The sequence below is a fragment of the Amorphus sp. MBR-141 genome (assembly GCF_053628695.1).
In genome coordinates this window covers 407,062-431,387 of sequence record NZ_JBRJGW010000001.1, presented here as the reverse complement: position 1 = coordinate 431,387, position 24,326 = coordinate 407,062, and the positions used below count along the sequence as shown (strand labels likewise).

Sequence of the window (24,326 nt, the reverse complement as noted above, 5' to 3'; positions counted from 1 at the left end):
GCAAAAGGCCAATAATCCATACTATCCATCGCAGTGCGCAGTGAACAGGGAGGACGCAACATGACGATTCAACGGGCCGTAACTGCGCTATTTTGCGCTATTTGCACCTTTAGCGTCAGCGCTCCGTGCGCACTCGCCGACGATGTCGCGCTCAAGACGGCGACCAACGGCGACGCCACCATCAGCTACCATGCCGAGGGCGAAGGGCCTCTCGTGCTGTTCATCGCCTCGACGGGACGCGGCACCGAGGAGTTCGGAGCGCTCGCGTCAGACCTCGCCGGCCGCGGCTTCCGCGTGCTGCGGCCGGAGCCGCGCGGCATCGGCGCAAGCGCCGGACCGATGGACGACGTCAGCTTCCACGACTTCGGCGACGACTTCGCCGCCGTCATCGACAACGAGGGCGGTGGCCCGGCCATCGTCGCCGGCCATGCCTACGGCAACTGGATCGCCCGGACCATCGCGGCCGACCACCCCGAGAAGGTGCGGGGCGTGGTCCTGGTCGCCGCCGGGGCCCGGAAATGGCCGAAGGAACTCTCCGACGCCATCACCATGATCAACGACCCCTCCTCGACCGAGGAGCAGCGGCTGCAGGGGCTGAAGACGGCGTTCTTCGCCCCGGGGAGCGATCCGCGGCCGTGGCTGGACGGCTGGCACGCGGACGTGACCCGAAGCCAGCGGGCCGCCCGCAAGCTGACGGAGCAGAGCGACTGGTGGGATGCCGGCGGCAAGCCGATCCTCGACCTCCAGGCGGGGCAGGATCCGTTCCGCCCGGCGGCCTCGAGGACCGAGCTGCAGGACGAGTTCGGCGACCGGGTGACCGTGGTGGTCATCGACGGGGCGAGCCACGCGCTGCCGGCGGAGAAGCCGGCAGAGGTCGCCGACGCGATTGCCGACTGGGCGGCAACGCTCGCGAACTGAGCGGAGACCGGCGCGGGGCCGGACGGGCTCCGGAGCGACCCTGGCGCAGGCCCCCTGCGGGGCCTGCCGTCCCCCCTCACTCGAGTTTGTCCGGATTACTTGAGCTTGATGTCGAAGCGGACGACGTCGCCGCGGTAGATGCCCTCGGCGACGAACACCAGCGTGCCGTTGGCATCCACCGCCCGGCGGTGCACGAAGGCGACCGGCGCGTTGAGCGGCATCCTCAGGGTGTGCGCGGTCTCCACGTCGGCGGTGCCGATGGTCAGCGTCTGCTGTGCATCGGCAATGCCGGTTCCCATCACGTCGTGGATGAGCCGCAGCGCGGTCTTGGTCTCGATGTCTTCCTGGGTGATCCGGTCGCGCAGGCGCTCGTCGATGTAGACGTCGGTGAGCAGGAACGGGCTGTCGTGGCGCCAGTGGCGGCGATGCAGCTGCCGATAGCTGGGTGCGAGCTCGCCCAGCTGGTAGGCGACGTTGTTGAGGACGATGTCCGGGCGATCGAACAGCACCTCGATCGTCGCACCCTGGCTCGGCCGCAGCAGGCCCGACCAGTCGGTGCCGACGGCGCACCAGAGTTCCTCCTGGGGCCGCGCCCGCACGAACGTCCCCTTGGCGCGGAAACGCTCGATCAGCCGCTCGTCCTGCAGAATGTCGAGCGCCTGGCGGATGGTCGCCCGGGCGACACCGCACTCCGCCGCCAGCTCCTCGACGGTCGGAATCTGGCTGCCCAGCGGCCATTGCCCGGATTCGATCCGGCGGCGGAACAGGGTCGCCAGCTGAATGTAGCGGGAGATCGCACTCCGGCTGAAGTCGACGGCCGATTTCTTGTCCTGGGCATCCATCAGGGGCTGTCGCTTTCCGTTCTCCGGTCGTGATCGTTCGCCGACATGATAGGTACTCGCCCGCTCATCCGAAAGCCTCGGCCCCGCGGTTGCGGGCAAGCAGGAAGAAGCCGAAGGCCACCGTCATCATGACCAGGGTCCAGACCAGTCCGAATGCGGCGAGTTCCCCGCCCTGCCCGTTGACCCAGAGGTCGAGCATGGCGACCGCGATCACCTGCGAGCGCGGCCCGGCCAACAGCACCGCGACCGACAGCTCCTTGGAGCAGATGAGGAAGATGAAGATCCAGGCCGACAGAAGCGCCGGCGACAGCAGCGGGGCGATCACCCGGCGCAGCACCGCCGACAGCGGCGCGCCGGAGACGGTCGCCGCCTCCTCGAGCTCGCGGTGGATCTGCAGCACGCCGGAATAGGAGTAGCGCATGCCGTACGGCATGTAGCGGATCAGATAGGCGATCATGATGGCCCACAGCGATCCGTAGATCGGGATCGGCAGACGCAGATAGATCTGCATCATCGCGACGCTCATGACGATGCCGGGAAAGATCAGCGGGATCGTCGACAGCTGGTCGATCGCCCAGGAGAACGGGCCGCGCCGCGCCGCGATCCATCCCGACAGCGCGCTCAGCAGCACCACGCCGGTCGCAGCCCCGCCGGAGACGAGCACCGTGTTGAGGGCCAGGTCGAGATAGTAGGATTCGCTCAGGACAAGCCGGTAGTTGTCGAGGTTGAGGAACGGCACCATGCGCAGCGCGATGCCGCTCATGTAGGGGAGCAGCGACAGCCAGACCAGCGCCAGGATCGGCAGCAGCAGCACGATCACGAACTCCGCCACGATGAGCGCGCCGGCCAGATACTTGTAGGCGCCGAGATCGAACAGCCGCGGGCGATACGCCTTGCCGGTGATGCTCTGGTAGCGGTCGGCGTTGCGGGCAAGCCGTCCGTAGAAGGTGAACAGGATCGCCACCAGCACCAGCAGGATCATCGCAAACGACGACGAGTGACCGAGGTCCGGCGGCATCTGCTGGGTGCTCTCGTAGACGTCGGTGGTGAGCACGTCGATCCCGCCCGGCATGCCGACCAGCAGCGGCACCTCGAAGGCCTCGATGGCGCGGATGAAGACGAACATCCCGAGCGCCAGCACCGCCGGCATGGCGAGCGGCAGCGACACCCGCCGCACCGTCTGGAAGACGCTCGCCCCGCTCATCCGGGCCGCCTCCTCCATGTCGGCGTTGGCCGCGCGGAACGTCGACGAGAGCATCAGGAAGACCAGCGGCGACCAGAGGAACCCCTCGATCAGCACCATGCCGACCATCGAGTTGGCGTTGATCAGCGGCTCCGCCGCGCCGGTGAGCTGCCGGTAGAGCGTGTTGAACGGCCCGACGTTGCCGAGCAGGAACAGCCACGCCACCACGTAGAGAATGTACGGGGTCCCCATGGAGACGATCGCCGTCACGTAGGCGAGCATCTTGCACGGCGCGTTGGTCCGCTCCACCACCCAGGCGATGACGCCGCCGACCAGGAACGATACGACGGCGCTGCCGGCCGCGAACACGACGGAGTTGAGGAACGAGGCCGCGAGGTGACGGTCCGCCAGCAGCTTCTGGAAATGGTCGAGCGTCCAGCCGGTCACCACGCCGCCCGGCCCCAGCTCGGCGATCGAGCTGCGTGCCAGCATGACGATCGGCGGCAGCACCAGCACCAGCAGGATGGCGAGCACGGCGAGCGCCAGCGGCGTCCGCGCATCCCGCCGAAGGCCGGAGAAGACCGACCGCTTCTTCGGGGGCTCAGTCCAGGAAAGGCTTGTATCGGCGCTCATGCCCGGTCCCGCCCGCTATCGGCCACATCGGCCGCCCAATCCGCGTCAGCGCCCCTGGAAGACCGGCGGACGCTTCTCGACCACGGCGCGCGTGGCCTCGCGGGCATCCTCGGTGGCCATCAGCCGGGTGCTGTACTGCTGCTCGCGCGCGTAGCCGTCGTCGACAGCCATGTACTCGACCTCGTTGATCGCCTGCTTGCCGAGACGCAGGCCGAGCGGCGCCTTGGCAGCAATCACGCCCGCCATGCGGTCCGCGGCCGCCATCAAGCCGTCCAGAGGAACGACCTCGTCGACGAGGCCGATCCGGTAGGCCTCGGCCGCATCGATCGGCTTGCCGGTGAAGAACATGCGCCGGAGCGCGCCCTGGGGAATGAGCCGGCCGAGATGGGCCGCACCCCCGCACCGGCCGACGTTGATTTCCGGCAGCCCGAAGGTGGCGTTTTCGGCGGCGATGCGAATGTCGCAGAGCGAGGCGAGCACGCAGCCGGCGCCGAGTGCGGGCCCGTTGACGGCAGCGATCACCGGCATGGCTGCGGTGCGCACGGCGGTGAAGGTGCGCCGGATGACGGCAGCCCGTTTCGGGTCCTCGTCGACGGTCGCGGCGAGGAATTCATGCAGGTCGAGACCGGCGCAGAAGGCCCGGCTGCCGGCGCCGGTGAACACGATGCAGTTCACGTCGTCCCACTCGGCCGCGCTCTCGAAGACGTCGCCGATCTCGGCGTAGATATCGAGCGTGATGGCGTTGACCGGCGGGCGGTCCAGGGTGAGGCGGGCGATCCGATCGCTTTTCTCGACGGTCAGAGCCATGGGCTGCGCTTCCCCCTGTTCCCGTGTCTTGCTTGAGCGCTGGCGCGCGGGCGTGTCCCTGTGAACGACGGGCCGCCCCTTCAGACCAGCCCAGCGCCGATTGACAAGCGGCCTTTCACCATTAGTCTAGCCTTTTGATTTTATCAAGTCGAGCGACCCCTTGGACACTCTCTCCGACACCATCCGGATGATCCGCGAAAGCGCCGGCGCGGTCGTGCCCGACGACGGCTCGCTGACGCGAATCCGGCGCGCCCGTTTCGACGGCCCGGGGTTCGAAAGGCCGGTCTACGCGACCATGGTCGAGATGGGGTGGCTCGCCCTGCGCCTGCCGGACGATGCGGGCGGGCTCGGACTTGGAATGGCGGATTACTGCGCGCTGGCCGAAACCCTCGGCGCCGGCCTGGTGCCGGAACCGCTGATCCCGGCAGCGCTCGGCTGGCGGCTCCTCGGAGGGGCCCTGCCCGACGACGTCGCGTCCGGGGAGCGGCTGCTGCTCGCGGCATGGCAGGACGCGCCCGCGAGCCTCGCCTGGCAGGCCGGCGTCACCCTGACCGATGGCCGGCTGTCGGGCTGCAAGCGCTTCGTGGTGGGCGCCGCCGGCGCCGACCTCTTTGCGGTGGCCACGGCGCAGGGCGTCTGCCTCGTCGATGCCCGGGCCGACGGCGTCCGGGTCGAGACGCGCCGGAGCCAGGACGGCGGGACCATCGGCACCCTGCATCTCGACGGCGTGCCTGCGGAGTCGGCAGCCCACCCGGACGTCGATGCCGCGCTCGACGAGGCCTGTCTCGCCAGCGCCGCCTATCTCTTCGGCCTGGCCGAGCGGGTGTTCGCGATGACCGTCGACTACCTGAAGATCCGCAAGCAGTTCGACAAGCCGATCGGCAGCTTCCAGGCGCTGCAGCACCGCGCCGTCGACCTGAAGATCCAGATCGAGCTCGCCCGCGCCTCCGTCGCGGCGGCGGCCGCCGCCATCGACGGCGGCGCCGACGCCGACGCACGGGCGGCCGCCGTCTCGGCCGCCAAGGCCCGCACCACGGATACGGCCTTCCTCGCCGCCAAGGAGGCCGTCCAGATGCACGGCGCCATCGGCTACACCGACGAGAGCGACGTCAGCCTCTACGTTCGCAAGGCGATGACGGCCGGCAACCTCTTCGGCTCCGCCGCGCTGCACCGGACCCGCTTCGCGGCGACCACCCTGCCCGCGACCAGCTGAGGACGGGAGGGACGCACCATGGACGCCTTCATCGAACCGGCCGAGCACGAGGACCTGAACCTGCTCTCCGACGAGGCCTTCCGCGCCCGGGTGCGGGCGTTCGCGGAGGAGAGCTACCCCGACATCCCGCGCTATTCCCAGCGCCGCCTGCACTTCGTCGAGAGCAAGCCCTGGTACCTCGCCCTGTCGAAGAAGGGCTGGCTGTGCCCCGCCTGGCCGCGCGCCTACGGCGGGCTCGGGCTGTCGGCGACGAAGCAGCTGATCATGATCGAGGAGTTCGAGCGTTTCGGCTGCGCGCGGGTCAACGATCTCGGCATCGCCATGCTGGGTCCGCTGCTCATCCGCTACGGCAGCGACGCGCAGAAGGCCTTCTTCCTGCCGAAGATCCTCTCCGGCGAGCACATCTGGGCGCAGGGCTACAGCGAGCCCAACGCCGGCTCCGACCTGGCCGCGGTGCGCACCGAGGCGGTGCTCGACGGCGACGACTGGGTGATCAACGGCCAGAAGACCTGGACCACGCTGGGCGGCGACGCCAACTGGATCTTCATCCTCGCCCGCACCGACAGGACGGTGAAGAAGCAGGCCGGCATCTCGTTCCTGCTGGTGCCGATGGACGCGAAGGGCGTGTCCGTTCGCCCCATCGAGAACCTCGACCGCCACGACGAGTTCAGCGAGGTCTTCTTCGACGACGTGCGCGTCCCGAAGGACCATCTGGTCGGCGAGGTGAACGGCGGCTGGACGCTCGCCAAGGCGCTGCTCGGCCACGAGCGCGTGTTCATCGGCGCGCCCCGCCTCTCCGGCAATGCCCTCACCCGCCTGCGGCTGCTGGCCGAGCGCATGGGGGTCTGGGAGGATGCCGCCTTCCGTGACCGCTACACGCGGCTCGCGCTCGACCTGCGCGACCTCACCGCGCTGTTCGAGACCTACGTCGACAAGCTCCGGCGCGGCGAGGAGATCGGCGCAGACGTGTCGGTGATGAAGATCTTCCAGAGCGAGCTCTACCAGCGGATCTCCGAGGAGATGCTGGAGATCGCCGCCGAGACGTCCGGCGACATCGACCCGCTGGACGGCGATCCGCGGCTGCATGCGGCCGGCACCTACATCATGGCGCGGCCGACGACGATCTTCGGCGGATCCAGCGAGATCATGCGCAACGTCGTCGCCAAGGCGGTGCTCGGCCTGCCGGGCTGAGCCGCCTTGCCACGCGGCGGTGGTCACCGCCGCTCGAAGACGCGCACGATCGCGTCGTGGAGCGTGGTGGCGATGTCCTCGCGGGTTTCCCGGGTCACCGCCGCGTAGTGCGGCTGCAGCACCACGTTCGCCAGCTCCAGCAAGCGGGCATCGATCGCCGGCTCGGTCTCGAAGACGTCGAGGCCGGCCGACGCGATGGTGCCGGCGGCGAGCGCGTCCAGCAGCGCCGCCTCGTCGACGACGCTGCCGCGCGAGACGTTGATCAGGATGCCGTCGGGACCCAGTGCCGCGAGCACCTCGCGGTTGACGATCCGGTAGGTGGACGGCCCGCCGCTGCAGCTCAGCACCAGCACGTCCACCCGGGAGGCGAGCGCCTTCACCGTCGGTGCGAAGGCGTAGGGCACATCCTTCGGGCCCGTGGCGGTGTAGGAGACGTCCATGCCGATCGCCGCCGCCCGCCGGGCGATCGCCGAGCCGATGCGGCCGAGCCCGACGATGCCGAGCCGGCGCGAGTAGAGCCGCCTCGACGGCGACATCCGCTCCTTGCCCCAGCGGCCGGCCCGCACGAACCGGTCGCCCTCGGCGATCCGGCGCGAGGTCGCGTACATGAGGCCGAGCGCGAAGTCGGCGGTGTCTTCGGTCACCGCGTCGGGGGTGTTGCACACCTGGATCCCGCGGCGCGCCGCCTCCTCCACGTCGATCTGCTCCAGCCCGGCGCCGTTGCAGGCGATCAGCTGCAGGTTGGGCAGCGAGGCCATCAGCGCGGCATCGGCGCCGGCGACGCTGGTGGTCACCGCGACCCGGTGGTTCCGGTCTGCCGTGCCGTCGGCGCGATCAAGCGTGAAGCTTTCCGAGAGGCGCCGCTCCAGCTCCGGCGGGATCGGCGCGACGACGAGGACCGATGGCTTGCTCATGTCGCGTCGTCCTGAATGGCGGGAGCCGCCCGCATTTCGCGGACGATCACGCGGATCGAAAGGATCAGCACGGCCACCGTGATCGCCAGCAGCACGGCGCTGATCGGCCGCTCCCAGAAGATCGAGAAGCTGCCGCGCGACATCAGCAGCGCGCGCTTGAAATGCTGCTCCATCATCGGCCCCAGGATGAAGCCGAGCAGCAGCGGCGCCGCCGGATAGGACAGGCGCTGCATCACGTAGCCGACGAAGCCGAAGACGATGACCGTGTAGACGTCGAGGATCTTGTAGCTGATCGAGTAGACGCCGATGCAGACGAAGAACAGCATCAGCGGATAGAGCACGTTGTAGGGGATCGCCAGCAGGCGCACCCAGACGCCGATCAGCGGGATGTTGAGGACCAGCAGCATGATGTTGCCGATCCAGAAGCTGGCGATCAGCCCCCAGAACATCTCCGGCTGCTCGATGATGAAGCGCGGGCCCGGCACGATGCCGTGGATCATCATGGCGCCGAGCAGGAAGGCCATCAGCGCGTCGCCGGGAATGCCGAGGCTGAGCGTCGGGATGAAGGCGGCCTGCACGGCGGCGTTGTTGGCGGCCTCCGGCGCGGCGATGCCCTCGATGGCGCCCTTGCCGAAGCGCGAGGGATCCTTGGCGACGCGCTTCTCCACCGCATAGGACATGAACGTCGCGATCGTCGCGCCGGAACCCGGCAACGCGCCGATGACCGCGCCGATCGAGGTGCCGCGCAGGGTCGGCATGACGATGGCCTTCATGTCCTGGCGCGTCGGGATCATGGAGCGCAGGCTGACACTCTTCGGGTCGAAATGCTGGGCGGGGCGGCCGTTCACGCTGCCGAGGATCTCGGCCACGCCGAACAGCCCCATGGCGACGGCGACCAGGCTCAGCCCGTCGGCCAACTCCAGGCTGCCGAAGGTGAAGCGGTAGGTGCCGGTGTTGATGTCGGTGCCGATCATGCCGAGGCCGAGCCCGACCACCACCATCGCCAGCCCCTTGAGCGGCGAGCCGCGCGAGATCGTCGACGCCACGATCAGCCCCAGCAGCATGATCATGAAGTACTCGGCGGAGGAAAAGCGCAGCGCGAACTGCGCGATCACCGGGGTGAACAGCATCATCCCGATGATCGCCAGCGAGCCGCCGACGAACGAGGTGATGGTGGTGACGAACAGCGCGACGCCCGCCCGGCCCTGCTTGGTCATCGGGTAGCCGTCGAGGCAGGTGACCGCAGCGGTCACCGTGCCCGGCACGTTGAGCAGGATCGACGCCGTCGAGCTGCCGTACTGGGCGCCGTAGAAGATGCCGGCGAGCATGATCAGCGCCACCGTCGGGTCGAGGTAGAAGGTCATCGGCAGGCACAGCGCCACCGCCGCGATGGCGCCAACGCCCGGCAGCACGCCGACGAAGGTGCCGATGGTCACCCCGACGAAGCAGAAGAACAGCGCGTCCAGCGACACCGCCCGTTCGAAACCGAGAACGACGTTGGAGAAGAAATCCACGGGGTCACCACCAGAACGGGTCGATGGTCAGCCGGAGGCCGACGATGAAGACGAGATAGCCGATGATCGCGGCGCCGAGCGCCGTCAGCAGTGCCCGGCGCGGCCGCATGCCGACCTCGGCGAAAGCGCTGACGAACACGAGAACGAGGGTTGCCGGAACCAGCCCCACCGGCACGACGAGGCCCGCGAAGGCGACGAGGCCGAGGCCGATCATGACGAGCGGCCGCATGGGAAAGGAAATCGGGCGGGTGCCGGCGCGCAGCGCCTCCGGCGCCAGCAGGACCGCGAACGCCATCAGGAGAACGCCGAGCGCCGCCGGGAAGAAGCCGGGGCCCATGCGGTTGATGGCCCCGACCCCGTACTGCAGGCCTTCCAGCGCCATGTAGGCCCCGAGCGCGAACATGGCGACGACGAAGACCGTCTCCAGCACATTGGTCCGGACGCTCGCATCGACGTCACCGACCTTCACGCCGAAGCCTCCGTGTGCAGCCGTGCCTTCAGCGCGGGACCCAGTCCGCCGGCACGCCAGACATCGAGCATGCGCGGCGCCCAGGGCCGGAAGGCAAGCGTCTCGCCGGTGCCGACGTTCCTGACCGTGCCCGCGGTCAGGTCGGCCTCCACTCGGTCGCCGGTCGCAGCAAGGCCGCTCACGCCCGGGCAGGTGATCAGCGGCAGGCCGACGTTCAGCGCCTTGCGGATAAGGGCGGAGTCGGTGCTTTCCACCAGCACGGCGGCGATGCCGGATTCGCGCATGGCCACGCAGGCGTGCGGATGGCTGTGATGGCCGAAGTTGCGGCCCGCGACGATCACGTCGCCGGGGCGCACGAGGGCGGGGAAGTCCGGCATCAGCGTCGTGAAGCACATGGCCTTCAGCGCCGGGATGTCGAACGTGCCGAGGTCCGGGACCTGCGAATACTGGATGATCCCGTCGTCGGCGCTGATGTTGTCGCCGAACGTCCAGACGCGTCCCTCGATCCGGCTCATGCCGCCATCTCCGCCAGCATCGGCCGTGGATCGGCAATGCGCCCGGCGAGCGCCGAGGCGGTCACCACGTAGGCGCTGGAGAGGTAGGAGGACGACTCCCGGCTGCCGTTGCGACCGCGATAGTTCATCTGGTGCGTCGAGATCTGGACCTCGCCGGGGTTGAGGAAGCCCTCGTAGCCCCAGCAGGTGGTGCAGCCGGGCGCCAGCACCGTTGCCCCCGCTTCCGCGAAGATCTCCAGCAGCCCTTCGCGCGCCGCCGCCGCATAGATCTCCCGGCTGCCGGGGGTGATGTAGAAGGTCACGTGGGATGCGATCTTGTGGCCGCGCAGCAGCGACGCCGCGGCCCGCAGGTCGTCGAGACGGCCGCTGGCGCAGGAGCCGATCGCCGCCTGGTCGACCTTCACGCCGGCGGCGTCCTCCACCGGCACGGCGTTGTGCAGCTCCGGCGGTAGGGTGACCATCGGCGACAGCGCGCTGAGATCGTAATGCGCCTCGAAGGCGTATTCGGCGCCCGCGTCGCTCTCGAAGACCTCGAACGGCTGTCCGTTGGCCCGGCCCCGGGCGTACTCCAGGGCGAGCGCATCGACGGGCATCAGCGCCGTGTCGGCGCCCGCATGGTACGAGCAGGCGAGGATCGACTGGCGCTCGTCGAGGGAGAGGCTGGTGGCGCCGTCGCCCGTGTATTCGATGCACGACTGGGTCAGCGTGTCGGTTTCGGCGAAGTCGCGGATGATCGTCTGGGCGAGATCGCGGGCGAGCACCCCGTCGCGGAGCCGCCCGGTCAGCGTGAACCGCACCGAACGCGGCACCATCATCCAGTTCGTCTCGAAGATCTGGGTGACCACCACCTCCGAAGACATCGGGATGTTGAGGGCGCCCACCACGCCGATCGAGGCGATGTTCGGCTCGTCGGAGAACACGAGCGTGCCGGGCCGCGCGAACCCGTTCTCGATGAGCACCTGATGGCGCAGCCCGCTGCCCGGCCCGAAGAAGTGCGCGCCGTGCGCCTCGGCGAAGTCGCGCATTTCGCGGTGCGTCTTGTAGTAGGCCGTTCCCATCCCGGCCGACGTGGTGTGGTCCACCACCATCACGACCTTGTCGGGTCGGGCCAGGCTGGTGGCGCCGGACCTGTCGATCACCGCCTTGCGGGCGGGCCAGGCGATCTCCTGGCAGACGGTGCAGTCGGGGGTGACGTCGACGTACTCGCCCGGCTCGACGCTGTCGCGGCCGGCGGCGCGCGCGACGATCTTCTGCGCGATCGTCTGCTTCATGGCGGACTGTCCTGCAAAGGGAGGGTGGCGCGGCGCCACAGGTGAGCGCCGCGCACGGACACTCAGTTCGACTTGAGGCCGGCCTTGTCGATCAGGCCCAGCATGCGCTCGGAGTCCTTGGCGAGATAGGCCGCGAACTCGTCGGACGGCATGTAGAAGACCTCCGCGCCCCGGCTCGTCAGCTTCTCGGCCACGTCGGGCGCGGTGACGGCTTCCTTGATGGCCGCGTCGAGCTTGGCGACCACGTCCTTCGGTGTGCCCTTGGGAGCGGAGATGCCGTACCAGGTGCTCATCTCGAAGCCCTGGAAGCCCTGCTCCTCCATCGTCGGCACGTCGGGCAGCTTGGCGCTGCGCTTGCCGGAGGCGACGCCCAGCGGAATCAGCTCACCATCCTCGATGTAGGGCATCAGCGGCGGCGCGTTCAGGAACGCCATGTCGACGTTGCCGGCCAGCACGTCGACGACGGCGGGCGCCGCACCGCCGTAGGGAATGTGCGTCAGCGTCGCGTCGCTGGACTGCTGGAAGAAGACGGCCGCCAGATGCGGCAGGCTGCCGACGCCGACCGAGGCGAAGCTCACGACGCCCTCGCCGCTCTTCGCCTTGGTGACGAGATCGTCGAGGGTCTTTGTGTCGGACTTGGAGGAGACGACGAGAACGTTGGGGACGATCGCCACCATGGCGACGGGCTCGAAGTCCTCGATACCCTTGTAGTTCACCTTCTGAATCGCCGGGGTCACGACATGGGTCGGCGAGCCGGCGATCAGCAGCGTGTAGCCGTCCGGGTCAGCCTGGGCGACGGTGCTGGCGGCGATCGCCGTGGCGGCGCCCGGGCGGTTCTCCACCACCACCGGCTGGCCGAGGATCTGCGACACCTTCTCGCCCACGGTGCGCGCGATCAGATCCGCCGGACCGCCGGCGGAGTACGGGTTCACGATGGTGATCGGATGGTCCGGGAAGGCCTGGGCGTGTGCGGCCCCCACGGAGCCGGCAAGGGCCAGCCCGACGGCCACGGCTGCAAAACGTCTCATGGTGTTTCCTCCTTCGACGGAGCCGGTCGGCTTCCGCCATTCGCCGGTACGTCGTTCGACCGTCGGGGATGTTCGGGTCCCTTCTTTCCGGCCATTTCCGCTTATAGGCTAGACTAATAACCTTTGCAAACCGCCTCGTGCGTTCGGGCGCCTATTTCGCGTCCGCCGTCTCTGCCAGAAACGCCGTCAGCGCGCGGTTGAAGGCGGCGGCGTTCTCGACGTTCGGGATGTGCCCGGCATCCGGGATCTCCACGAACCGCGACCCCGCGATCCGCTCCGAAAGCTTCCGCATCCCGGCCGGCATCCCCCCATCATTGGCGCCGGCGATCAACAGCGTCGGCACCGCGATCGTCTCCAGCACATGGGCGAACTGATAGTTCTGCAGCGCGCGGGCGCAGGCTGCGAAGCCCGCCGCCTGCATCGCCGCGATGCCGCGCCGGACGCGGTCCGCGCCGCCCTTCTCGGCGAAGGCCGGGGCGAACCAGCGCGCCTCGGTGGCGTCGGCCACGGCTTCCATGCCCTCGGTCTCGGCGTGGACGATCCGCTCTTCCCAGGTCGCCGCGCCCGTCGCGGCCGTCGCCGCCTGGCCGTCGCAGAGGACGAGGCGCCGGATGCGCTCCGGCTGGCTGGCATAGACGCTGAGCGTCGTCGGCACACCCATCGACAGCCCGACGAAGGTGCAGCGATCGACGCCGAAATGGTCCATCAGCGCGCGCGCGTCGCCGCCGAGCTGGTCGAAGGTGCACGGCGCCGGCGGCACGTCGGTGCCGCCATGGCCGCGCTGGTCGTAGCGCAGGATCCGGTACCGGTCCTGCAGCGCCTCGACCTGGCTGTCCCAGATCGAGAAATCGGTGACGATCGAATTGGAGAAGACGATCCACTCCCCGGCGTCACCGTCCACTCTGCAATGAAACGTCAGGCCATCGTGGCGCACTGCGTCCGTAAGCGACATGATTTCTCCCGCAAGGCCCCGACCACCGGAGGGGTCGGCCGGACAAAAGGTCGTTCAACCGAACTTTAGAGTTTTGACGTCCCGTTTTCCAGTGCCGCCGTGACCCGCCCCGCCGGCAGGGACCGGCCACCGCCCGAGCCGTCCAGCCCGGCAGAGCGCGCCGCCGGTTCTCCGGCCTGCTGCGCGGCTCAGGCGGACAGCCAGTCCGCCTGCCAGGGCGCCTGCCGCACCTGTCCGAAGCCGGGGGTATCATCCAGCACCAGACACCCGCCCTCGATGCGGGGCGGCGCGTGCGTGGCATCTGAGAAATGCGCGAACTCGGCGACCTCAGCAAAGCCATCGGCGTTGGCGAGGGCGGCGGCGACCTGCGCGCCGGCAAGCGAGATCAGTGGCCCGCCGAAAGCCGTGCCCATCCGCACCGCAACCCCGTGGGCGCGCGCCAGCTCCGCCATCGCCAGCGTCGGTAGGATCCCGCCCGAGCGCGCGAACTTCAGGCAGATGCCGTGGGCGGCCCGACGCTCCAGCACGTCCACAAGATCCGGCAGCTCGAACAGCTTCTCGTCCGCCTCCACCACCGGCAGTCGCACCGCAGCCACCAGCCGGGCCATCATGTCCCGATCGGTTGCCGGCACCGGCTGCTCGACCCGCGCGACGCCGAGCTCGGCCGCCGCCTCACAGAACCGGATGGCCCCGTCGAGCGCGTAGGCCTGGTTGGGATCGACGTAGATCTCGACGGCCGCGCCAACCGCCGCACGCACGGCCGACACCCGGGCGACGTCCTCGTCGAGCGTTCCGGTCGCCTTCAGCTTGACCGCCCGGTAGCCGTCGTCGACCAGCGCGCGGGCCGCATCCGCCATCGCCTCGGGCGCCTTGATCGGCACGATGCGGACCACGGGAACGCGGTCGCGAAACCGGCCTCCCAGCAGCACGGAAACGGACAGGCCATGGATGCGGGCGGCGAGATCGACGAGTGCCATGTCCACCGCCGCGAGCGCCGGACCGGAAAGGCCGCTCTGGCGCGCGGCCTGGGTGGCGGTCACGCGGTAGGCCGTGGCGTCGCCGCCGAGACAGAGCGATGCGATCCGGCCGCAAGCCGCAGCCAGCCCGTCGCGATCGAGGCCGAGATGACCGAGGACAGGCGAATAGCCTTCTCCCACCGTGCCGTCCTCCGCCTGGAGGGCGACGAACACCCCCTCGAGGCGGGGAACGTGGGTGGTGCCGTAGCGCCAGTCCGGATCGAGGTTGTCGAACGCCGATGGTTCGACAGACCAGGCGGTGATCCTCATTCCGGCCCCGCCTGCCCGGCCAGGCGCGGCGCGGCCTTGAACCCGTAGCCGTATGCGAACACCGCCAGCGCGATCGCGAGGCCGATCACGTCGCTGCGGCCCTCCGGGATCAGCATTAGCGCTCCGGCGATGCCGACGGCAATGCGCAGCACCCGGCTTAAGCTGCCGAAATAGTGCAGGTATCCCTCGAAGGCGCAGGAGATCAGCCAGATCGCCGCGGTGGCCGTGGCGACCGCCAGCACGACCTCCACCGGCTCGCCGCGCAGGATCAGCGCCGGGTTCAGGACGAAGGCGAACGGCAGCACGAAGAGGACGCTGCCCAGCCGCATCGCCTTGATGCCGGTCTCCAGGCTGTTGGAGCCGGCGATGACCGCGGCCGTCACCGCGGCGAGCGCCACCGGCGGGGTGATGTAGGAGAGCATCCCCCAGTAGAGGATGAACAGGTGGCTGCCGATCTCGTCGAGCCCCTGCCCGGTCAGCGCCGGGCCGAGGATGATCGCCAGGAAGATGTAGCAGGCCGACGCCGTCATCCCCATGCCCAGGATGAAGCTGGTGATCGCCCCGAAGATCAGCAGCAGGGCGGTGTTTCCGCCCGCGTGGAAGATCAGCTCGCGGGAGACCGACGAGCCGACGCCGGTGATCGAGAGTGCGCCGACGATCAGCCCGATGCCGGCGAGGATGCCGAACAGGTAGGCGGCGCTGCGCCCGCTCTCGAAGACGATCCGCTCGACGATGGACAGCACCTGGCGCGGCTCCTTGGCGATCGCCACCAGCGCCATCAGCCCGGCCGAAATGAACGGCGCGGTGCGCTCCATGTGGAAGAACAGGATCAGCACCACCAGCAGGATGAGCCCGCCCAGGTGCGGCCAGCCGTCCCGGAGCGTCGGCCAGAGCGAGGGCAGCTGGTCCTTCGGCAGCCCGGCGAGACCTTTCTTGGCGGCATAGGCGTCCACCTGCAGGAGCAGCGCCGCGTAGAACAGAACGGCCGGGACCAGCGCCGCCGAGACGACCGTGGCGTAGGGGATGTTCAGGAACGACGCCATGATGAAGCCGGCCGCGCCCATCACCGGCGGCATGATCGTCCCCCCGGTCGAGGCGCAGCTTTCGATCGCAGCGGCATAGGACGCCGGATAGCCGCAGCGGCGCATGGTCGGGATCGTGAACGATCCCGTCGAGATGACGTTCGAGATCACGCTGCCCGACAGGCTGCCGAACAGCGCCGAGGAGATGATCGACACCTTCGCCGGGCCGCCGCGCGCGCCGCCGAGCAGCGCGCTGGCGAAATCCATGAAGAAGCGTCCGCCGCCGGTCGCCATCAGCGTCGCGCCGAACACCAGGTAGCCGATGAGCAGGTCGCTGACGACGCCGATCGGAATGCCGACGATGGAGCCCACGCCCATCACGTGGGCGCGGACCGCCTCCAGCACCGAATACTGGGTGCCCCAGAGGATGCCGGGCATGTGGTCGGCAAAGATCGGGAAGACGCCGAAGAAGGTGCACAGGATGAACAGCGTCAGCCCGCTGGTGCGCCGCAGGGCCTCCAGCACGAGGATGAACAGCGCGCAGGCCATGGCGGTCGGCAGCGGCGGCGCGATGAAGTCCCAGCCCCGGCTGATGATCGATTCCGCCTGGCTGGCGAAATAGAGCCCGCAGACGAGAACCGCGATCGCCAGCACCACGTCGTAGGCGGGCATCCGGTTCGCATCCGCCTCGCGCGCCGGAAACAGCAGGAACACGATGCACAGGAACGCCCCGATCAGGGCGTAGTAGTATCCCGTCGAGATCAGCTGGAAGCCGAAGAGCCGCAGCAGGAAGACCTGGTTCACCACCAGCACCAGCGAGGCGAGCGTCAGCAGCACGACCGCTGCCCGGGCGATGCGGCCGCGGTTGGCGGTGGATACGGGTTCCGTTTCGGCAGCGCCGGTCATGACACGCGTTCCGCGACAGGGGTGAACCCCCGCGGGCCGGCTTCGGGGCGGGCGCGCGGGGGCGGGACGGCAGGAGCACGGGCGGACGGCACGCGAGGGCGTGGACGGCCGCCCGGTCGGAGGGTCAGCCGAGGTTCGCTTTCCGGTAGTCCTCCCAGAAGGCCGGCCACTTGGCATCGGGGACGTTCTTCTCGTCGGCCTCTTCGGTAGCCGCCGTCCACGCCTCCTGGACCTTCTCCAGGCGGGCGAGGCGCTTGGCGTTCCAGGCCTCGTCCTTGTCGGTCCAGATGCCGATTTCCTCATAGTAGCGCCGGGCGCCCTCGTGGACCGGCGCGTCGAAGGGCGGGTGACCCGCCTGGTTGACGTCGTATCCCGCCATCACCGGCGCGGACTTCTTGTAGAGGTCGTAGGCCGAGGCGATCGCCTTCGTCAGCTCGTAGACCTCGTCGGCGCTGCGGTCGGCGTAGACCGACAGGATCGGGTAGCGGTAGGCGACCATCGGCACCGGATTTTCCGGCGAGGCGCCGGGCCCGTTGGTCATGGTCGACGGCGCGAACAGCGGGGCGACCGCGTTCATCCGGTCCCAGCCCTCGGCGTCGTCGGCCGGCACCGGCGGCCAGTAGATGCCGCGCGGGCTCGCCTCCAGCTCGCGCAGCAGGCTCGCGCCCACCACCGCACCGGCGGCATCCACGTTGCCGTCGATCACCGCCTGGATGCCGGCGCTGTAGCCGGGCACCTCGATCGCGTCGACGTCGTCCCAGGTCAGGCCGGCGAAGGCGAGCTCGCCCTCGATCTTGAAGTTGGTGGAGGGGTGCGCCTGGATCCTGGCGACGCGGCGGCCCTTCAGGTCGGCGATGGTCTTGATGCCGGCGTCCTTGGCGGTGACGATGCCGAACAGCGCCTCACGCCCCATCAGCGCGCGCAGGTCCTGCGGGCCCCATTCGCGCGTCGAGAAGTCGTACATCGCCTCGGTCGCAAAGAAGCACTCGTTGGCGAGGAAGCCCATGTTCACGCGGCCCTGCTTGAGCTGCATCATCCGGCCGATCGAGGTTCCCGACGGCACGATGCGGATGCGGGTGCCGAACTTCTCGATCAGCGCGTTGGCGATGGCCGTCGCCTCGATGTAGCCGCTCGAGCCGACGTCGGCGGCCGTCCACTGCATGGTTTTCGGCACATCTGCAAAGGCCCGGAACGGGGCGATCGAGGTGCCCGCGAGCGCTGCGGACGCCCCGAGGAACGTTCTGCGATCAAGCTTCATTGTGTCTCCTCCCGACGGATTTTCTGGGCCCGGCCGATTCTGGGGGTGGGCCGGGGTCACCGCAGTTCGCCGGGCGGAGCGAGCCGTCCGGCGCAAACTCACACGTGCGCGCCCACGGGCAGCGGCAGGCGGCGGACGACGGCGAGGTATTCCTCGGCGATCCGCCGCACGACCTCCGCCGCCGGTGCGATCTCGTCGACCAGCCCGGCCGACTGGCCCGCCTCGACCTTGCCGGTGGCGACGTCGCCATCGAGGGCGGCCATCTTCAGCGAACTTTGCTGGAAGCGGTCCTTGCGGGCGGCGACGTCCGCGCCGGAGAGCTCCAGGGCCTGCATGGCGTCGGTGAACTCGTTGGCGAGCGCCCGGATCATGCCGACGTCGCGGCCGACGGTGCGGGTCGCCGACGGGCCGGCTTCGACGATCATCCGCTTGTAGGCGTCGCTGACCGTCGCCTCCGGCGTGGCGATGAAGCGGGTGCCGAAGTTGGCGGCGCCTGCCCCAAGCGACAGCGCGGCGGCAAGCCCGGCGCCATCGGCGAACCCGCCGGAGGCGATCACCGGCACGTCGCCGACGGCCTTCACCACGGCGCGCACCAACACCAGGGTCGACACGAGATCCGGCGGTGGATGCCCGCCCGCCTCGCCGCCGACGACCACCAGGGCGTCGACCCCGGCGTCCGCCGCCTTGACGGCGTGCTCGACGCTGGCGACCACGTGGATGCACACCGTGCCGAGCGACTTGAAGCGATCGAGATATTTCTTCGGGCCACCCTGGGAGGCCACCAGCACCGGCACCCGCGCCTCGGCGAGGAGGTCGAGCACCCGCTCCGCGCCCTGTCGATAGAGCGGCATGTTCACGGCGAACGGGCGGTCGGTCCCGGCGCGGACGTCGTCGATCGCCCGGACGAGGGCGTCCTCGTACATGGGCCCGGCGGCGATCACGCCGAGGCCGCCGGCCTTGGAGACGGCCAGCGGCAGGGCCGCGCAGGACGAAGCCCAGGACATGCCGGCCTGGACGATGGGCAGGTCGATCCCGAGGCGGCGCGTCAGGGCCGTTTCGATCCTCATGACGCCACCGCCTGCTCTGCCTGAAGCAGGCCTGCGGCGTGCTGCGCCAGCTTCGACTTCTGAACCTTGGAGCTCGCCGTCATGCCGATCGCCTCGAAATCCGGCACCACCCAGATCCGGCGGGGCACCTTGAAGCCGGCCATCTCGCCGCGCGCCCAGGCGATCATCTCGCCTTCGTCGATCTCGCAGCCCTCGTTGGCGACCAGGAAGGCCACCGGCACCTCGATCAGCCGCGGGTCGGCGACGCCTACCACCTGGGCGAGGCGCACCTTCGGGTGCTTGTGCAGGATATCCTCGACCTCCGCCGGCGAGACGTTCTCGCCGCCGACGCGGATGATGTCCTTGACCCGTCCGAGGAACTCCAACCGCCCGTCGGCGCCGATGCGGCCGAGATCGCCGGTCGCGAGCCAGCCGTCGGCGCCAAGCGCCGCCGCCGTCTCGTCGGGCTTGTCGAAATAGCCGCGCATGACGCTCCAGCCGCGCACCCGGATCTCGCCCCGCATGTTCGCCGGCAGGGTCTCGCCCGTCTCCGGGTCGCGGATCTCGACCTCCAGGCCGGGCTGCGGGCGCATCCGGCCCGACGCGCGTATCTCCTCGCTCTCCCACCAGCACGACTGGGCGATGTTGGGCGACGCCTCCGACAGGCCGTACCCAACCACCGCCTCGCTCGCCCCCAGCTCGGAGATCACCCGGCGGACGATCTCGGCCGAGGCCGCCACCCAGGCGCCGCGCAGCCCCAGCCTGCGCTGCCGGCGGTCCGGATGGTTGAGCAGCATCAGCGCCATGGTGTCGTTGCCGGAGAAGTGCGTGCAGCGCTCCTCCTCCATGAGCCTCAGCGCCTCGGCCGGCTCGAACCGCTCCATCGAGACGAGGGTGACGCCGTGCTGGAGCGCCGAGAGCACCGACAGCGTGGACCCGGCGACGTGGAAGAACGGCCGGGCGCTGTGGAAGCGGTCGGCGAGCCGGAAGCCCATACGGCCGCCGGAGATGAACGCGTTCCCCAGCATGTTGCGGTGGGTGAGCATCACGCCCTTGGGGAAGGAGGTGGTGCCCGAGGTGTACTGGATCAGGAGCATATCGTCGGGGGTCACGGGAGCCTGCGGCTCCTCGCCTCGCAGCGCGCGAAAGGCCTCGAAGCCCAGCGCGGCGGCCGGAACGTCGTCGCCGATGACGACGATGTTCCGAAGATCGGGGAGACTGGTCCCCGGCAACGCGCTGTCGACCGCCGGCTCGATCTCGCGCAGCATGTCGACGAAGTCGATCTTCAGGAAGCGGTCCGCCAGGATGAGCGTGGAAACCCGCGACTGCTTCAGCGCGTAGGCCATCTCCGGCGTCCGGAAGCGGGTGTTGACCGGCACGGTGACGGCCCCGACCGAGCCGAGGGCCAGGAAGATCGAGACCCAGCGGCAGCTGTTGCCGAGGCACAGGCCGACATGGTCGCCCTTGCGGATGCCGAGCCCGACGACGGCCGTGCGCAGCCGCACCACCTCGTCGGCGAGGTCGCGGTAGGTCATCCGGCCGTCCGGCGCGACGATTGCCTCGACGTCCGGCACGATCGCGGCGGCGCGGGCCAGCGCGGCGGCAACGGTGGTGGGACAGGCGCGGTCGATGTCCATCGCCCTACTCCCCGGCCGCCTTCGTGCCGATGCGGTCGGCGAAGTCGGCCACGCCGCTCCGCCAGTCGCTCTCGGCGAGGTTGCGCTCGATGGCCTTGAGCTCGATCCGGATGCCGCTCTCCAGGTCGGTTTCCGATCCGAGATCCACGCACTCCTTGGTCAGCGCCATCGCGAGCGGCGGCGCGGCCGCAATCTGCGCCGCGATTTCTTCGGCCGTCGCGTCCAGCGCGTCCGGCTCGACCACCCGCGCCACCAGGCCGAGCCCGTACGCCTCGTCGACGCCCATGGTGCGCCCGGTGAACAGGAGTTCCTTGGCACGGCTTCGGCCGATCACCCGCTGCAGGCGCTGGGTCGCGCCGACGGTGCCCCACTGCGGTTCGGGAAACCGGAACGTCGCGGCGGTCGAGGCCACGACGAAATCGCAGCTCATGGCGATCTCCCCGCCCGATCCGACGACGGGGCCCTGCACCACGGCCACCACCGGCTTGGCGCAGCGCCCGATCGTCGCGTAGGCGTGGAAGGACGCCTGCCGCCGGCTCAGCACCCAGGCCTCGTCGCGGCCGGTGCGCTCCTTCAGGTCGGCGCCGGCGCAGAACACCGGTCCGTCCGCCCGCATCAGCACGACGCGCACGTCGGGATCGGCGGACAGCGCCTCGAAGGCTTCGGTCAGGCCGTGGCACATGGCGAGGTTGAGCGCGTTGCGCGCCTCGGCACGGGCGAGGACGACGCTTGCGACGGCGCCGTCGCGCTCGACGCGAACGAAGGTGCTGTCGGCCATCAGATCGCTCCCGCTTGCCGGAGTTCGGCAATCTCGCCGGCGTCGAGGCCGAGCTCTTCGCTGAGGATCGCGTCGGTGTCGGCGCCGAGGCCGGGCGGCGTCCCGATCTCGGGATCGTCGAACCCCTCGAAGCGCAGCGGCGTGCGCAGCGCCCGCACGCTGCCCTCCACCGGATGGTCGAAACTGCCCACCACGCCGCGCGCCTGGATGTGCGGGTCCTCGATGCTGTCCGACACCGAGTTCACCTCGCCGGCCGGCACGCCCGCCGCGCGCAGCGCCTCGGCGAGCGGGGCCCTGTCCTGGGCGGCCACGGCGGAGCGCATGGCGGCCATCACCCGCTCGCGCTGGGCGACGCGTTCGGCGTTGTCGTCGAGCGCCCGGTCGGTCGCGAGGTCGTCGAGACCGAGCACCTTGCAGATGCGCGCCCAGTGCTGGTCGCTGCCGGAAATGTGCAGCCAGCCGCCGTCGCGGCACTGGAACGCCGCGCTCGGCACCCGCCCGGGATGCTCGGTGCCGGTGCGGTGCGGCGTCTCGCCGAGCGCGAAGTAGCGCGCGGCGGCGATGGTGAGCAGGCTCACCTGCACATCCATCATGGCGACGTCGACGTGGGCGCCCTTGCCGGTGTTCGCCCGGCCGAGCAGCCCGGTCATCGCGGCCATCGCGATCCACAGCCCCGAGGTCAGGTCGGCGAAGGGGACCCCGACCTTGGCCGGCGGCCCGTCGGGATGGCCGGTCAGGTCCATCACGCCGGAGAGCGCCTGGAAGATGGTGTCGTAGCCGTTGCGGTCCCGGTACGGGCCGGACTGGCCGAAGCCGGTGTTCGAGACGTAGACGAGCCGCGGATTGTCGGCCGACAGCGCCGCGTAGCCGAGCCCCATCCGGTCCATCGCGCCCGGCAGGAAATTTTCCACCAGCACGTCGGCCCTGCCGGCCAGCCTCCGCGCGATGTCGCGGCCCCGGGCGTTCTTCAGGTCGAGGGTGATCGACCGCTTGGCGCGGTTGAAGGCGAAGTAGTAGCCGCTCTCGCCGCCCGGAAACTTCGGCTCGTAGGAGCGGCTCTCGTCGCCCGAGCCCGGCCGCTCGACCTTGATCACCTCGGCGCCGAGCTCGGCGAGGATCTGGGTCGCCATCGGCCCGGCGAGGACGCGGGAGAAGTCGAGGATGCGGGTGCCCGCCAGCGGCTTCATTCCGGCGCCTCCCGGAAGCCGCGCATGATCGCGTTGACGTCGCGGCCCGCCGCCATCGCCGCGTCGGTGGGCAGGTCCGACACGCGGTAGAAGAGCTGCTTCACCGCCGCCATGGCCAGCGGGCTCGCCTTCGCCCAGGCCTCGGCGATCTCCAGCGCGGCGGCCAGCGGATCGGCGGCGACGCGGTTGGCGAGGCCCAGGGCGACCGCCTCCTGCGCGCCGATCAGCCGGCCGAGGCTCACCATCTCGAACGCCGCCTTGCGGCCGAGGCTGCGCTGCAGGCCCGTCATCACCAGCGCCGGCACGATGGAGTGCTTGAGCTCCGGGTAGCCGAACTTCAGCGTCTCGCCCGCCACCATCATGTCGCAGCCGATGGCAAGGCCGGCGCCGCCGCCAACCGCCGCCCCCTGCGCGGCGGACACCACCGGCTTGCCGAGCCCCTGCATCATCGACTGCAGGCGGCAGGTGAGGTCGGCGCGCTTCAGCACCAGGTGCTGGTTGGCGGGCGTCAGGTCCTTGAACTCGGCGAGGTCGGCGCCGGCGCAGAAGCCCCGGCCCGCCCCGGCCAGCACGATCGCCCGCACGCTTTCGTCCGCGTCGGCCGCATGAAACGCGTCGACCAGCGCCTGGGTCAGCGCGGTGTTCAGCGCGTTCAGCTTGTCCGGCCGGTTGAGCGTCAGGATGCGGACGGCGCCGCGGTCCTCGACCAGGACGAGTTCGTCGGCGTGGGCGTCAGACATTCACCACCTTTTCCTGCGGAGCGGCTTCCAGGCCGGCCCGTGCCACCATGCTGTAGAGCCGGCGTCCGAGCAGCGCTTCGCAGCGCTCCGAAAGCCGCATCATCCGGTCGAGGTCGATGCCGGTCGGCACCCCCTCGGCCTCCAGGAGCGCGACCAGGTCTTCCGTCGCGACGTTGCCGGTGATGCCGGTGCCGTACTCGATCTCCGCCGGGTGCCCGCCGACGCCGCCGATGGCGCTGTCGAGATGGGTTGCGCCCGCCTCCAGCGCCGCCATGCAGTTGAGGAGCGCCGTGCCGCGGGTGTTGTGGAAATGACCGACGAAGATCATGTCGGGAAACTCGGAGACGAGGCGGTCGAAGAGCCGCCGGGTCGTCCTCGGCGTGCCCGTCCCGATGGTGTCGCCGACGGTGATCAGCCGGACGCCCAGCGCCCGGAAGCGGGCGGCGTCCTCGGCCACCCGGCCGGGATCGACCGGCCCCTCGAACGGGCAGCCGAGCGCCACCGAGATGACGCCGACCAGCCGGAACCGGTCGCCGGCGGCGGCGACCATCGCCGCGACGCGGCGCCACTGTTCGTCGCGGCTGGCGCGCAGGTTGCGCTGGGTGTGGGATTCGGTGGCCGAGACCAGCAGGCTGACCTCGTTGGCCCCGCGCCCGGCGTCGAAGTCGGCGGCGGCGCGCCCCACGGCCCGCTCGTTCGGGCAGGTCGCCTTGTACCAGACGCCTTGCCTGCGGGTGAGCCGGGCCAGCACCTCGCTCGCGTCGCGGAAGGCGGGGACGCGCTCGGGGTGGCTGTAGCTGGTGGCCTCGACGCGCGGAAAGCCCGCCTCGGCGAAGCCCTCGATCAGCGCGACCTTCTCCGCCGTCGGCACGAACACGGTCTCGTGCTGCAGGCCATCGCGGGCGAAGCATTCGCACAGGATCACGTCCGGGCCCATGTCCTCTCCCCTGGTCCGTCCTGGCTCGGCGCCGCACGCGGGCCGGCGCTCGTTGGTTGCAGCTATGCAGATCTTAGTT

General features: G+C 69.9%; 22 protein-coding genes. 3 read left to right on the top strand and 19 right to left on the bottom strand.

The window, feature by feature from the left end:
• Positions 1 to 60: 60 nt before the first annotated feature.
• Positions 61 to 918: an alpha/beta fold hydrolase gene (locus ACSSVZ_RS01985; RefSeq protein ID WP_453967923.1), complete on the top strand. Its 858-nt coding sequence runs from the start codon at positions 61 to 63 to the stop codon at positions 916 to 918.
• Between the two features lie 95 nt (positions 919 to 1,013).
• Here the strand turns inward: ACSSVZ_RS01985 and ACSSVZ_RS01980 are convergent, their stop codons facing one another.
• The 3 genes from ACSSVZ_RS01980 to ACSSVZ_RS01970 all read right to left on the bottom strand — a co-directional run bounded on the left by ACSSVZ_RS01980 (position 1,014) and on the right by ACSSVZ_RS01970 (position 4,383).
• The gene (locus ACSSVZ_RS01980; protein WP_453967922.1) at positions 1,014 to 1,760 is read right to left on the bottom strand and encodes a GntR family transcriptional regulator; all 747 of its coding nucleotides are present in this window, start codon (positions 1,758 to 1,760) and stop codon (positions 1,014 to 1,016) included.
• Between the two features lie 64 nt (positions 1,761 to 1,824).
• Positions 1,825 to 3,576 carry an ABC transporter permease gene (locus tag ACSSVZ_RS01975; RefSeq protein ID WP_453967921.1) on the bottom strand — a complete coding sequence of 584 codons (1,752 nt, stop codon included), beginning with the start codon at positions 3,574 to 3,576 and terminating at the stop codon, positions 1,825 to 1,827.
• Between the two features lie 45 nt (positions 3,577 to 3,621).
• Positions 3,622 to 4,383, bottom strand: a complete 762-nt coding sequence (locus tag ACSSVZ_RS01970) for an enoyl-CoA hydratase-related protein (protein WP_453967920.1) — start codon at positions 4,381 to 4,383, stop codon at positions 3,622 to 3,624.
• A 160-nt stretch (positions 4,384 to 4,543) separates the two neighbouring features.
• Between ACSSVZ_RS01970 and ACSSVZ_RS01965 the strand changes: the two genes are divergently transcribed.
• Entirely contained in the window at positions 4,544 to 5,596 is a 1,053-nt protein-coding gene (locus ACSSVZ_RS01965) for an acyl-CoA dehydrogenase family protein (protein WP_453967919.1), read from the top strand.
• 18 nt (positions 5,597 to 5,614) lie between these two features.
• The gene (locus tag ACSSVZ_RS01960) at positions 5,615 to 6,787 is read left to right on the top strand and encodes an acyl-CoA dehydrogenase family protein (protein ID WP_453967918.1); all 1,173 of its coding nucleotides are present in this window, start codon (positions 5,615 to 5,617) and stop codon (positions 6,785 to 6,787) included.
• A 23-nt stretch (positions 6,788 to 6,810) separates the two neighbouring features.
• On the opposite strand, the gene ACSSVZ_RS01955 is transcribed toward ACSSVZ_RS01960, so the two are convergent.
• The 16 genes from ACSSVZ_RS01955 to ACSSVZ_RS01880 all read right to left on the bottom strand — a co-directional run bounded on the left by ACSSVZ_RS01955 (position 6,811) and on the right by ACSSVZ_RS01880 (position 24,247).
• Positions 6,811 to 7,701: a 2-hydroxyacid dehydrogenase gene (locus tag ACSSVZ_RS01955; RefSeq protein ID WP_453967917.1), complete on the bottom strand. Its 891-nt coding sequence runs from the start codon at positions 7,699 to 7,701 to the stop codon at positions 6,811 to 6,813.
• Positions 7,698 to 9,215, bottom strand: coding sequence for a tripartite tricarboxylate transporter permease (locus ACSSVZ_RS01950; protein WP_453967916.1), 1,518 nt, complete (start codon positions 9,213 to 9,215; stop codon positions 7,698 to 7,700). The genes ACSSVZ_RS01955 and ACSSVZ_RS01950 overlap by 4 nt, the downstream gene beginning before the upstream one ends.
• Before the next feature lie 4 nt (positions 9,216 to 9,219).
• Positions 9,220 to 9,684 carry a tripartite tricarboxylate transporter TctB family protein gene (locus ACSSVZ_RS01945; RefSeq protein ID WP_453967915.1) on the bottom strand — a complete coding sequence of 155 codons (465 nt, stop codon included), beginning with the start codon at positions 9,682 to 9,684 and terminating at the stop codon, positions 9,220 to 9,222.
• Positions 9,681 to 10,199, bottom strand: coding sequence for a LeuD/DmdB family oxidoreductase small subunit (locus ACSSVZ_RS01940; protein WP_453967914.1), 519 nt, complete (start codon positions 10,197 to 10,199; stop codon positions 9,681 to 9,683). Before ACSSVZ_RS01940 ends, ACSSVZ_RS01945 begins: the two co-directional genes overlap by 4 nt.
• Positions 10,196 to 11,470: a 3-isopropylmalate dehydratase large subunit gene (locus ACSSVZ_RS01935; protein ID WP_453967913.1), complete on the bottom strand. Its 1,275-nt coding sequence runs from the start codon at positions 11,468 to 11,470 to the stop codon at positions 10,196 to 10,198. The genes ACSSVZ_RS01940 and ACSSVZ_RS01935 overlap by 4 nt, the downstream gene beginning before the upstream one ends.
• A gap of 62 nt (positions 11,471 to 11,532) precedes the next feature.
• Positions 11,533 to 12,498 (bottom strand): Bug family tripartite tricarboxylate transporter substrate binding protein, encoded by a 966-nt coding sequence (locus tag ACSSVZ_RS01930; RefSeq protein WP_453967912.1) that lies wholly within the window; start codon positions 12,496 to 12,498, stop codon positions 11,533 to 11,535.
• A gap of 151 nt (positions 12,499 to 12,649) precedes the next feature.
• Positions 12,650 to 13,450, bottom strand: coding sequence for an alpha/beta fold hydrolase (locus ACSSVZ_RS01925; protein ID WP_453967911.1), 801 nt, complete (start codon positions 13,448 to 13,450; stop codon positions 12,650 to 12,652).
• A 188-nt stretch (positions 13,451 to 13,638) separates the two neighbouring features.
• Positions 13,639 to 14,736, bottom strand: a complete 1,098-nt coding sequence (locus tag ACSSVZ_RS01920; protein ID WP_453967910.1) for a mandelate racemase/muconate lactonizing enzyme family protein — start codon at positions 14,734 to 14,736, stop codon at positions 13,639 to 13,641.
• Positions 14,733 to 16,664 (bottom strand): TRAP transporter permease, encoded by a 1,932-nt coding sequence (locus tag ACSSVZ_RS01915; protein WP_453967909.1) that lies wholly within the window; start codon positions 16,662 to 16,664, stop codon positions 14,733 to 14,735. Before ACSSVZ_RS01915 ends, ACSSVZ_RS01920 begins: the two co-directional genes overlap by 4 nt.
• A gap of 124 nt (positions 16,665 to 16,788) precedes the next feature.
• Positions 16,789 to 17,922 carry a TAXI family TRAP transporter solute-binding subunit gene (locus ACSSVZ_RS01910; protein ID WP_453967908.1) on the bottom strand — a complete coding sequence of 378 codons (1,134 nt, stop codon included), beginning with the start codon at positions 17,920 to 17,922 and terminating at the stop codon, positions 16,789 to 16,791.
• 98 nt (positions 17,923 to 18,020) lie between these two features.
• Positions 18,021 to 18,989 carry an NAD(P)H-dependent flavin oxidoreductase gene (locus ACSSVZ_RS01905; RefSeq protein WP_453967907.1) on the bottom strand — a complete coding sequence of 323 codons (969 nt, stop codon included), beginning with the start codon at positions 18,987 to 18,989 and terminating at the stop codon, positions 18,021 to 18,023.
• Positions 18,986 to 20,605 carry an AMP-binding protein gene (locus tag ACSSVZ_RS01900; RefSeq protein ID WP_453967905.1) on the bottom strand — a complete coding sequence of 540 codons (1,620 nt, stop codon included), beginning with the start codon at positions 20,603 to 20,605 and terminating at the stop codon, positions 18,986 to 18,988. Before ACSSVZ_RS01900 ends, ACSSVZ_RS01905 begins: the two co-directional genes overlap by 4 nt.
• A gap of 4 nt (positions 20,606 to 20,609) precedes the next feature.
• Complete coding sequence (locus tag ACSSVZ_RS01895; protein ID WP_453967904.1) at positions 20,610 to 21,383, bottom strand: enoyl-CoA hydratase/isomerase family protein; 774 nt, start codon at positions 21,381 to 21,383, stop codon at positions 20,610 to 20,612.
• Complete coding sequence (locus ACSSVZ_RS01890) at positions 21,383 to 22,570, bottom strand: CaiB/BaiF CoA transferase family protein (RefSeq protein ID WP_453967903.1); 1,188 nt, start codon at positions 22,568 to 22,570, stop codon at positions 21,383 to 21,385. The genes ACSSVZ_RS01895 and ACSSVZ_RS01890 overlap by 1 nt, the downstream gene beginning before the upstream one ends.
• On the bottom strand, positions 22,567 to 23,310 hold the full coding sequence (locus ACSSVZ_RS01885) for an enoyl-CoA hydratase/isomerase family protein (protein WP_453967902.1): 744 nt from the start codon (positions 23,308 to 23,310) through the stop codon (positions 22,567 to 22,569). The genes ACSSVZ_RS01890 and ACSSVZ_RS01885 overlap by 4 nt, the downstream gene beginning before the upstream one ends.
• On the bottom strand, positions 23,303 to 24,247 hold the full coding sequence (locus ACSSVZ_RS01880) for a hydroxymethylglutaryl-CoA lyase (protein ID WP_453967901.1): 945 nt from the start codon (positions 24,245 to 24,247) through the stop codon (positions 23,303 to 23,305). Before ACSSVZ_RS01880 ends, ACSSVZ_RS01885 begins: the two co-directional genes overlap by 8 nt.
• Positions 24,248 to 24,326: the final 79 nt, after the last annotated feature.

What these genes read in the sequence shown, in the direction of transcription:
- ACSSVZ_RS01880 (WP_453967901.1), bottom strand. Translation starts at nt 24,247, where the DNA reads ATGGGCCCGGACGTGATCCTGTGCGAATGCTTCGCCCGCGATGGCCTG.
- ACSSVZ_RS01925 (WP_453967911.1), bottom strand. Translation starts at nt 13,450, where the DNA reads ATGTCGCTTACGGACGCAGTGCGCCACGATGGCCTGACGTTTCATTGC.
- ACSSVZ_RS01910 (WP_453967908.1), bottom strand. Translation starts at nt 17,922, where the DNA reads ATGAAGCTTGATCGCAGAACGTTCCTCGGGGCGTCCGCAGCGCTCGCG.
- ACSSVZ_RS01975 (WP_453967921.1), bottom strand. Translation starts at nt 3,576, where the DNA reads ATGAGCGCCGATACAAGCCTTTCCTGGACTGAGCCCCCGAAGAAGCGG.
- ACSSVZ_RS01960 (WP_453967918.1), top strand. Translation starts at nt 5,615, where the DNA reads ATGGACGCCTTCATCGAACCGGCCGAGCACGAGGACCTGAACCTGCTC.
- ACSSVZ_RS01970 (WP_453967920.1), bottom strand. Translation starts at nt 4,383, where the DNA reads ATGGCTCTGACCGTCGAGAAAAGCGATCGGATCGCCCGCCTCACCCTG.
- ACSSVZ_RS01985 (WP_453967923.1), top strand. Translation starts at nt 61, where the DNA reads ATGACGATTCAACGGGCCGTAACTGCGCTATTTTGCGCTATTTGCACC.
- ACSSVZ_RS01955 (WP_453967917.1), bottom strand. Translation starts at nt 7,701, where the DNA reads ATGAGCAAGCCATCGGTCCTCGTCGTCGCGCCGATCCCGCCGGAGCTG.
- ACSSVZ_RS01980 (WP_453967922.1), bottom strand. Translation starts at nt 1,760, where the DNA reads ATGGATGCCCAGGACAAGAAATCGGCCGTCGACTTCAGCCGGAGTGCG.
- ACSSVZ_RS01930 (WP_453967912.1), bottom strand. Translation starts at nt 12,498, where the DNA reads ATGAGACGTTTTGCAGCCGTGGCCGTCGGGCTGGCCCTTGCCGGCTCC.
- ACSSVZ_RS01885 (WP_453967902.1), bottom strand. Translation starts at nt 23,310, where the DNA reads ATGTCTGACGCCCACGCCGACGAACTCGTCCTGGTCGAGGACCGCGGC.
- ACSSVZ_RS01895 (WP_453967904.1), bottom strand. Translation starts at nt 21,383, where the DNA reads ATGGCCGACAGCACCTTCGTTCGCGTCGAGCGCGACGGCGCCGTCGCA.
- ACSSVZ_RS01900 (WP_453967905.1), bottom strand. Translation starts at nt 20,605, where the DNA reads ATGGACATCGACCGCGCCTGTCCCACCACCGTTGCCGCCGCGCTGGCC.
- ACSSVZ_RS01920 (WP_453967910.1), bottom strand. Translation starts at nt 14,736, where the DNA reads ATGAGGATCACCGCCTGGTCTGTCGAACCATCGGCGTTCGACAACCTC.
- ACSSVZ_RS01905 (WP_453967907.1), bottom strand. Translation starts at nt 18,989, where the DNA reads ATGAGGATCGAAACGGCCCTGACGCGCCGCCTCGGGATCGACCTGCCC.
- ACSSVZ_RS01890 (WP_453967903.1), bottom strand. Translation starts at nt 22,570, where the DNA reads ATGAAGCCGCTGGCGGGCACCCGCATCCTCGACTTCTCCCGCGTCCTC.
- ACSSVZ_RS01935 (WP_453967913.1), bottom strand. Translation starts at nt 11,470, where the DNA reads ATGAAGCAGACGATCGCGCAGAAGATCGTCGCGCGCGCCGCCGGCCGC.
- ACSSVZ_RS01940 (WP_453967914.1), bottom strand. Translation starts at nt 10,199, where the DNA reads ATGAGCCGGATCGAGGGACGCGTCTGGACGTTCGGCGACAACATCAGC.
- ACSSVZ_RS01915 (WP_453967909.1), bottom strand. Translation starts at nt 16,664, where the DNA reads ATGACCGGCGCTGCCGAAACGGAACCCGTATCCACCGCCAACCGCGGC.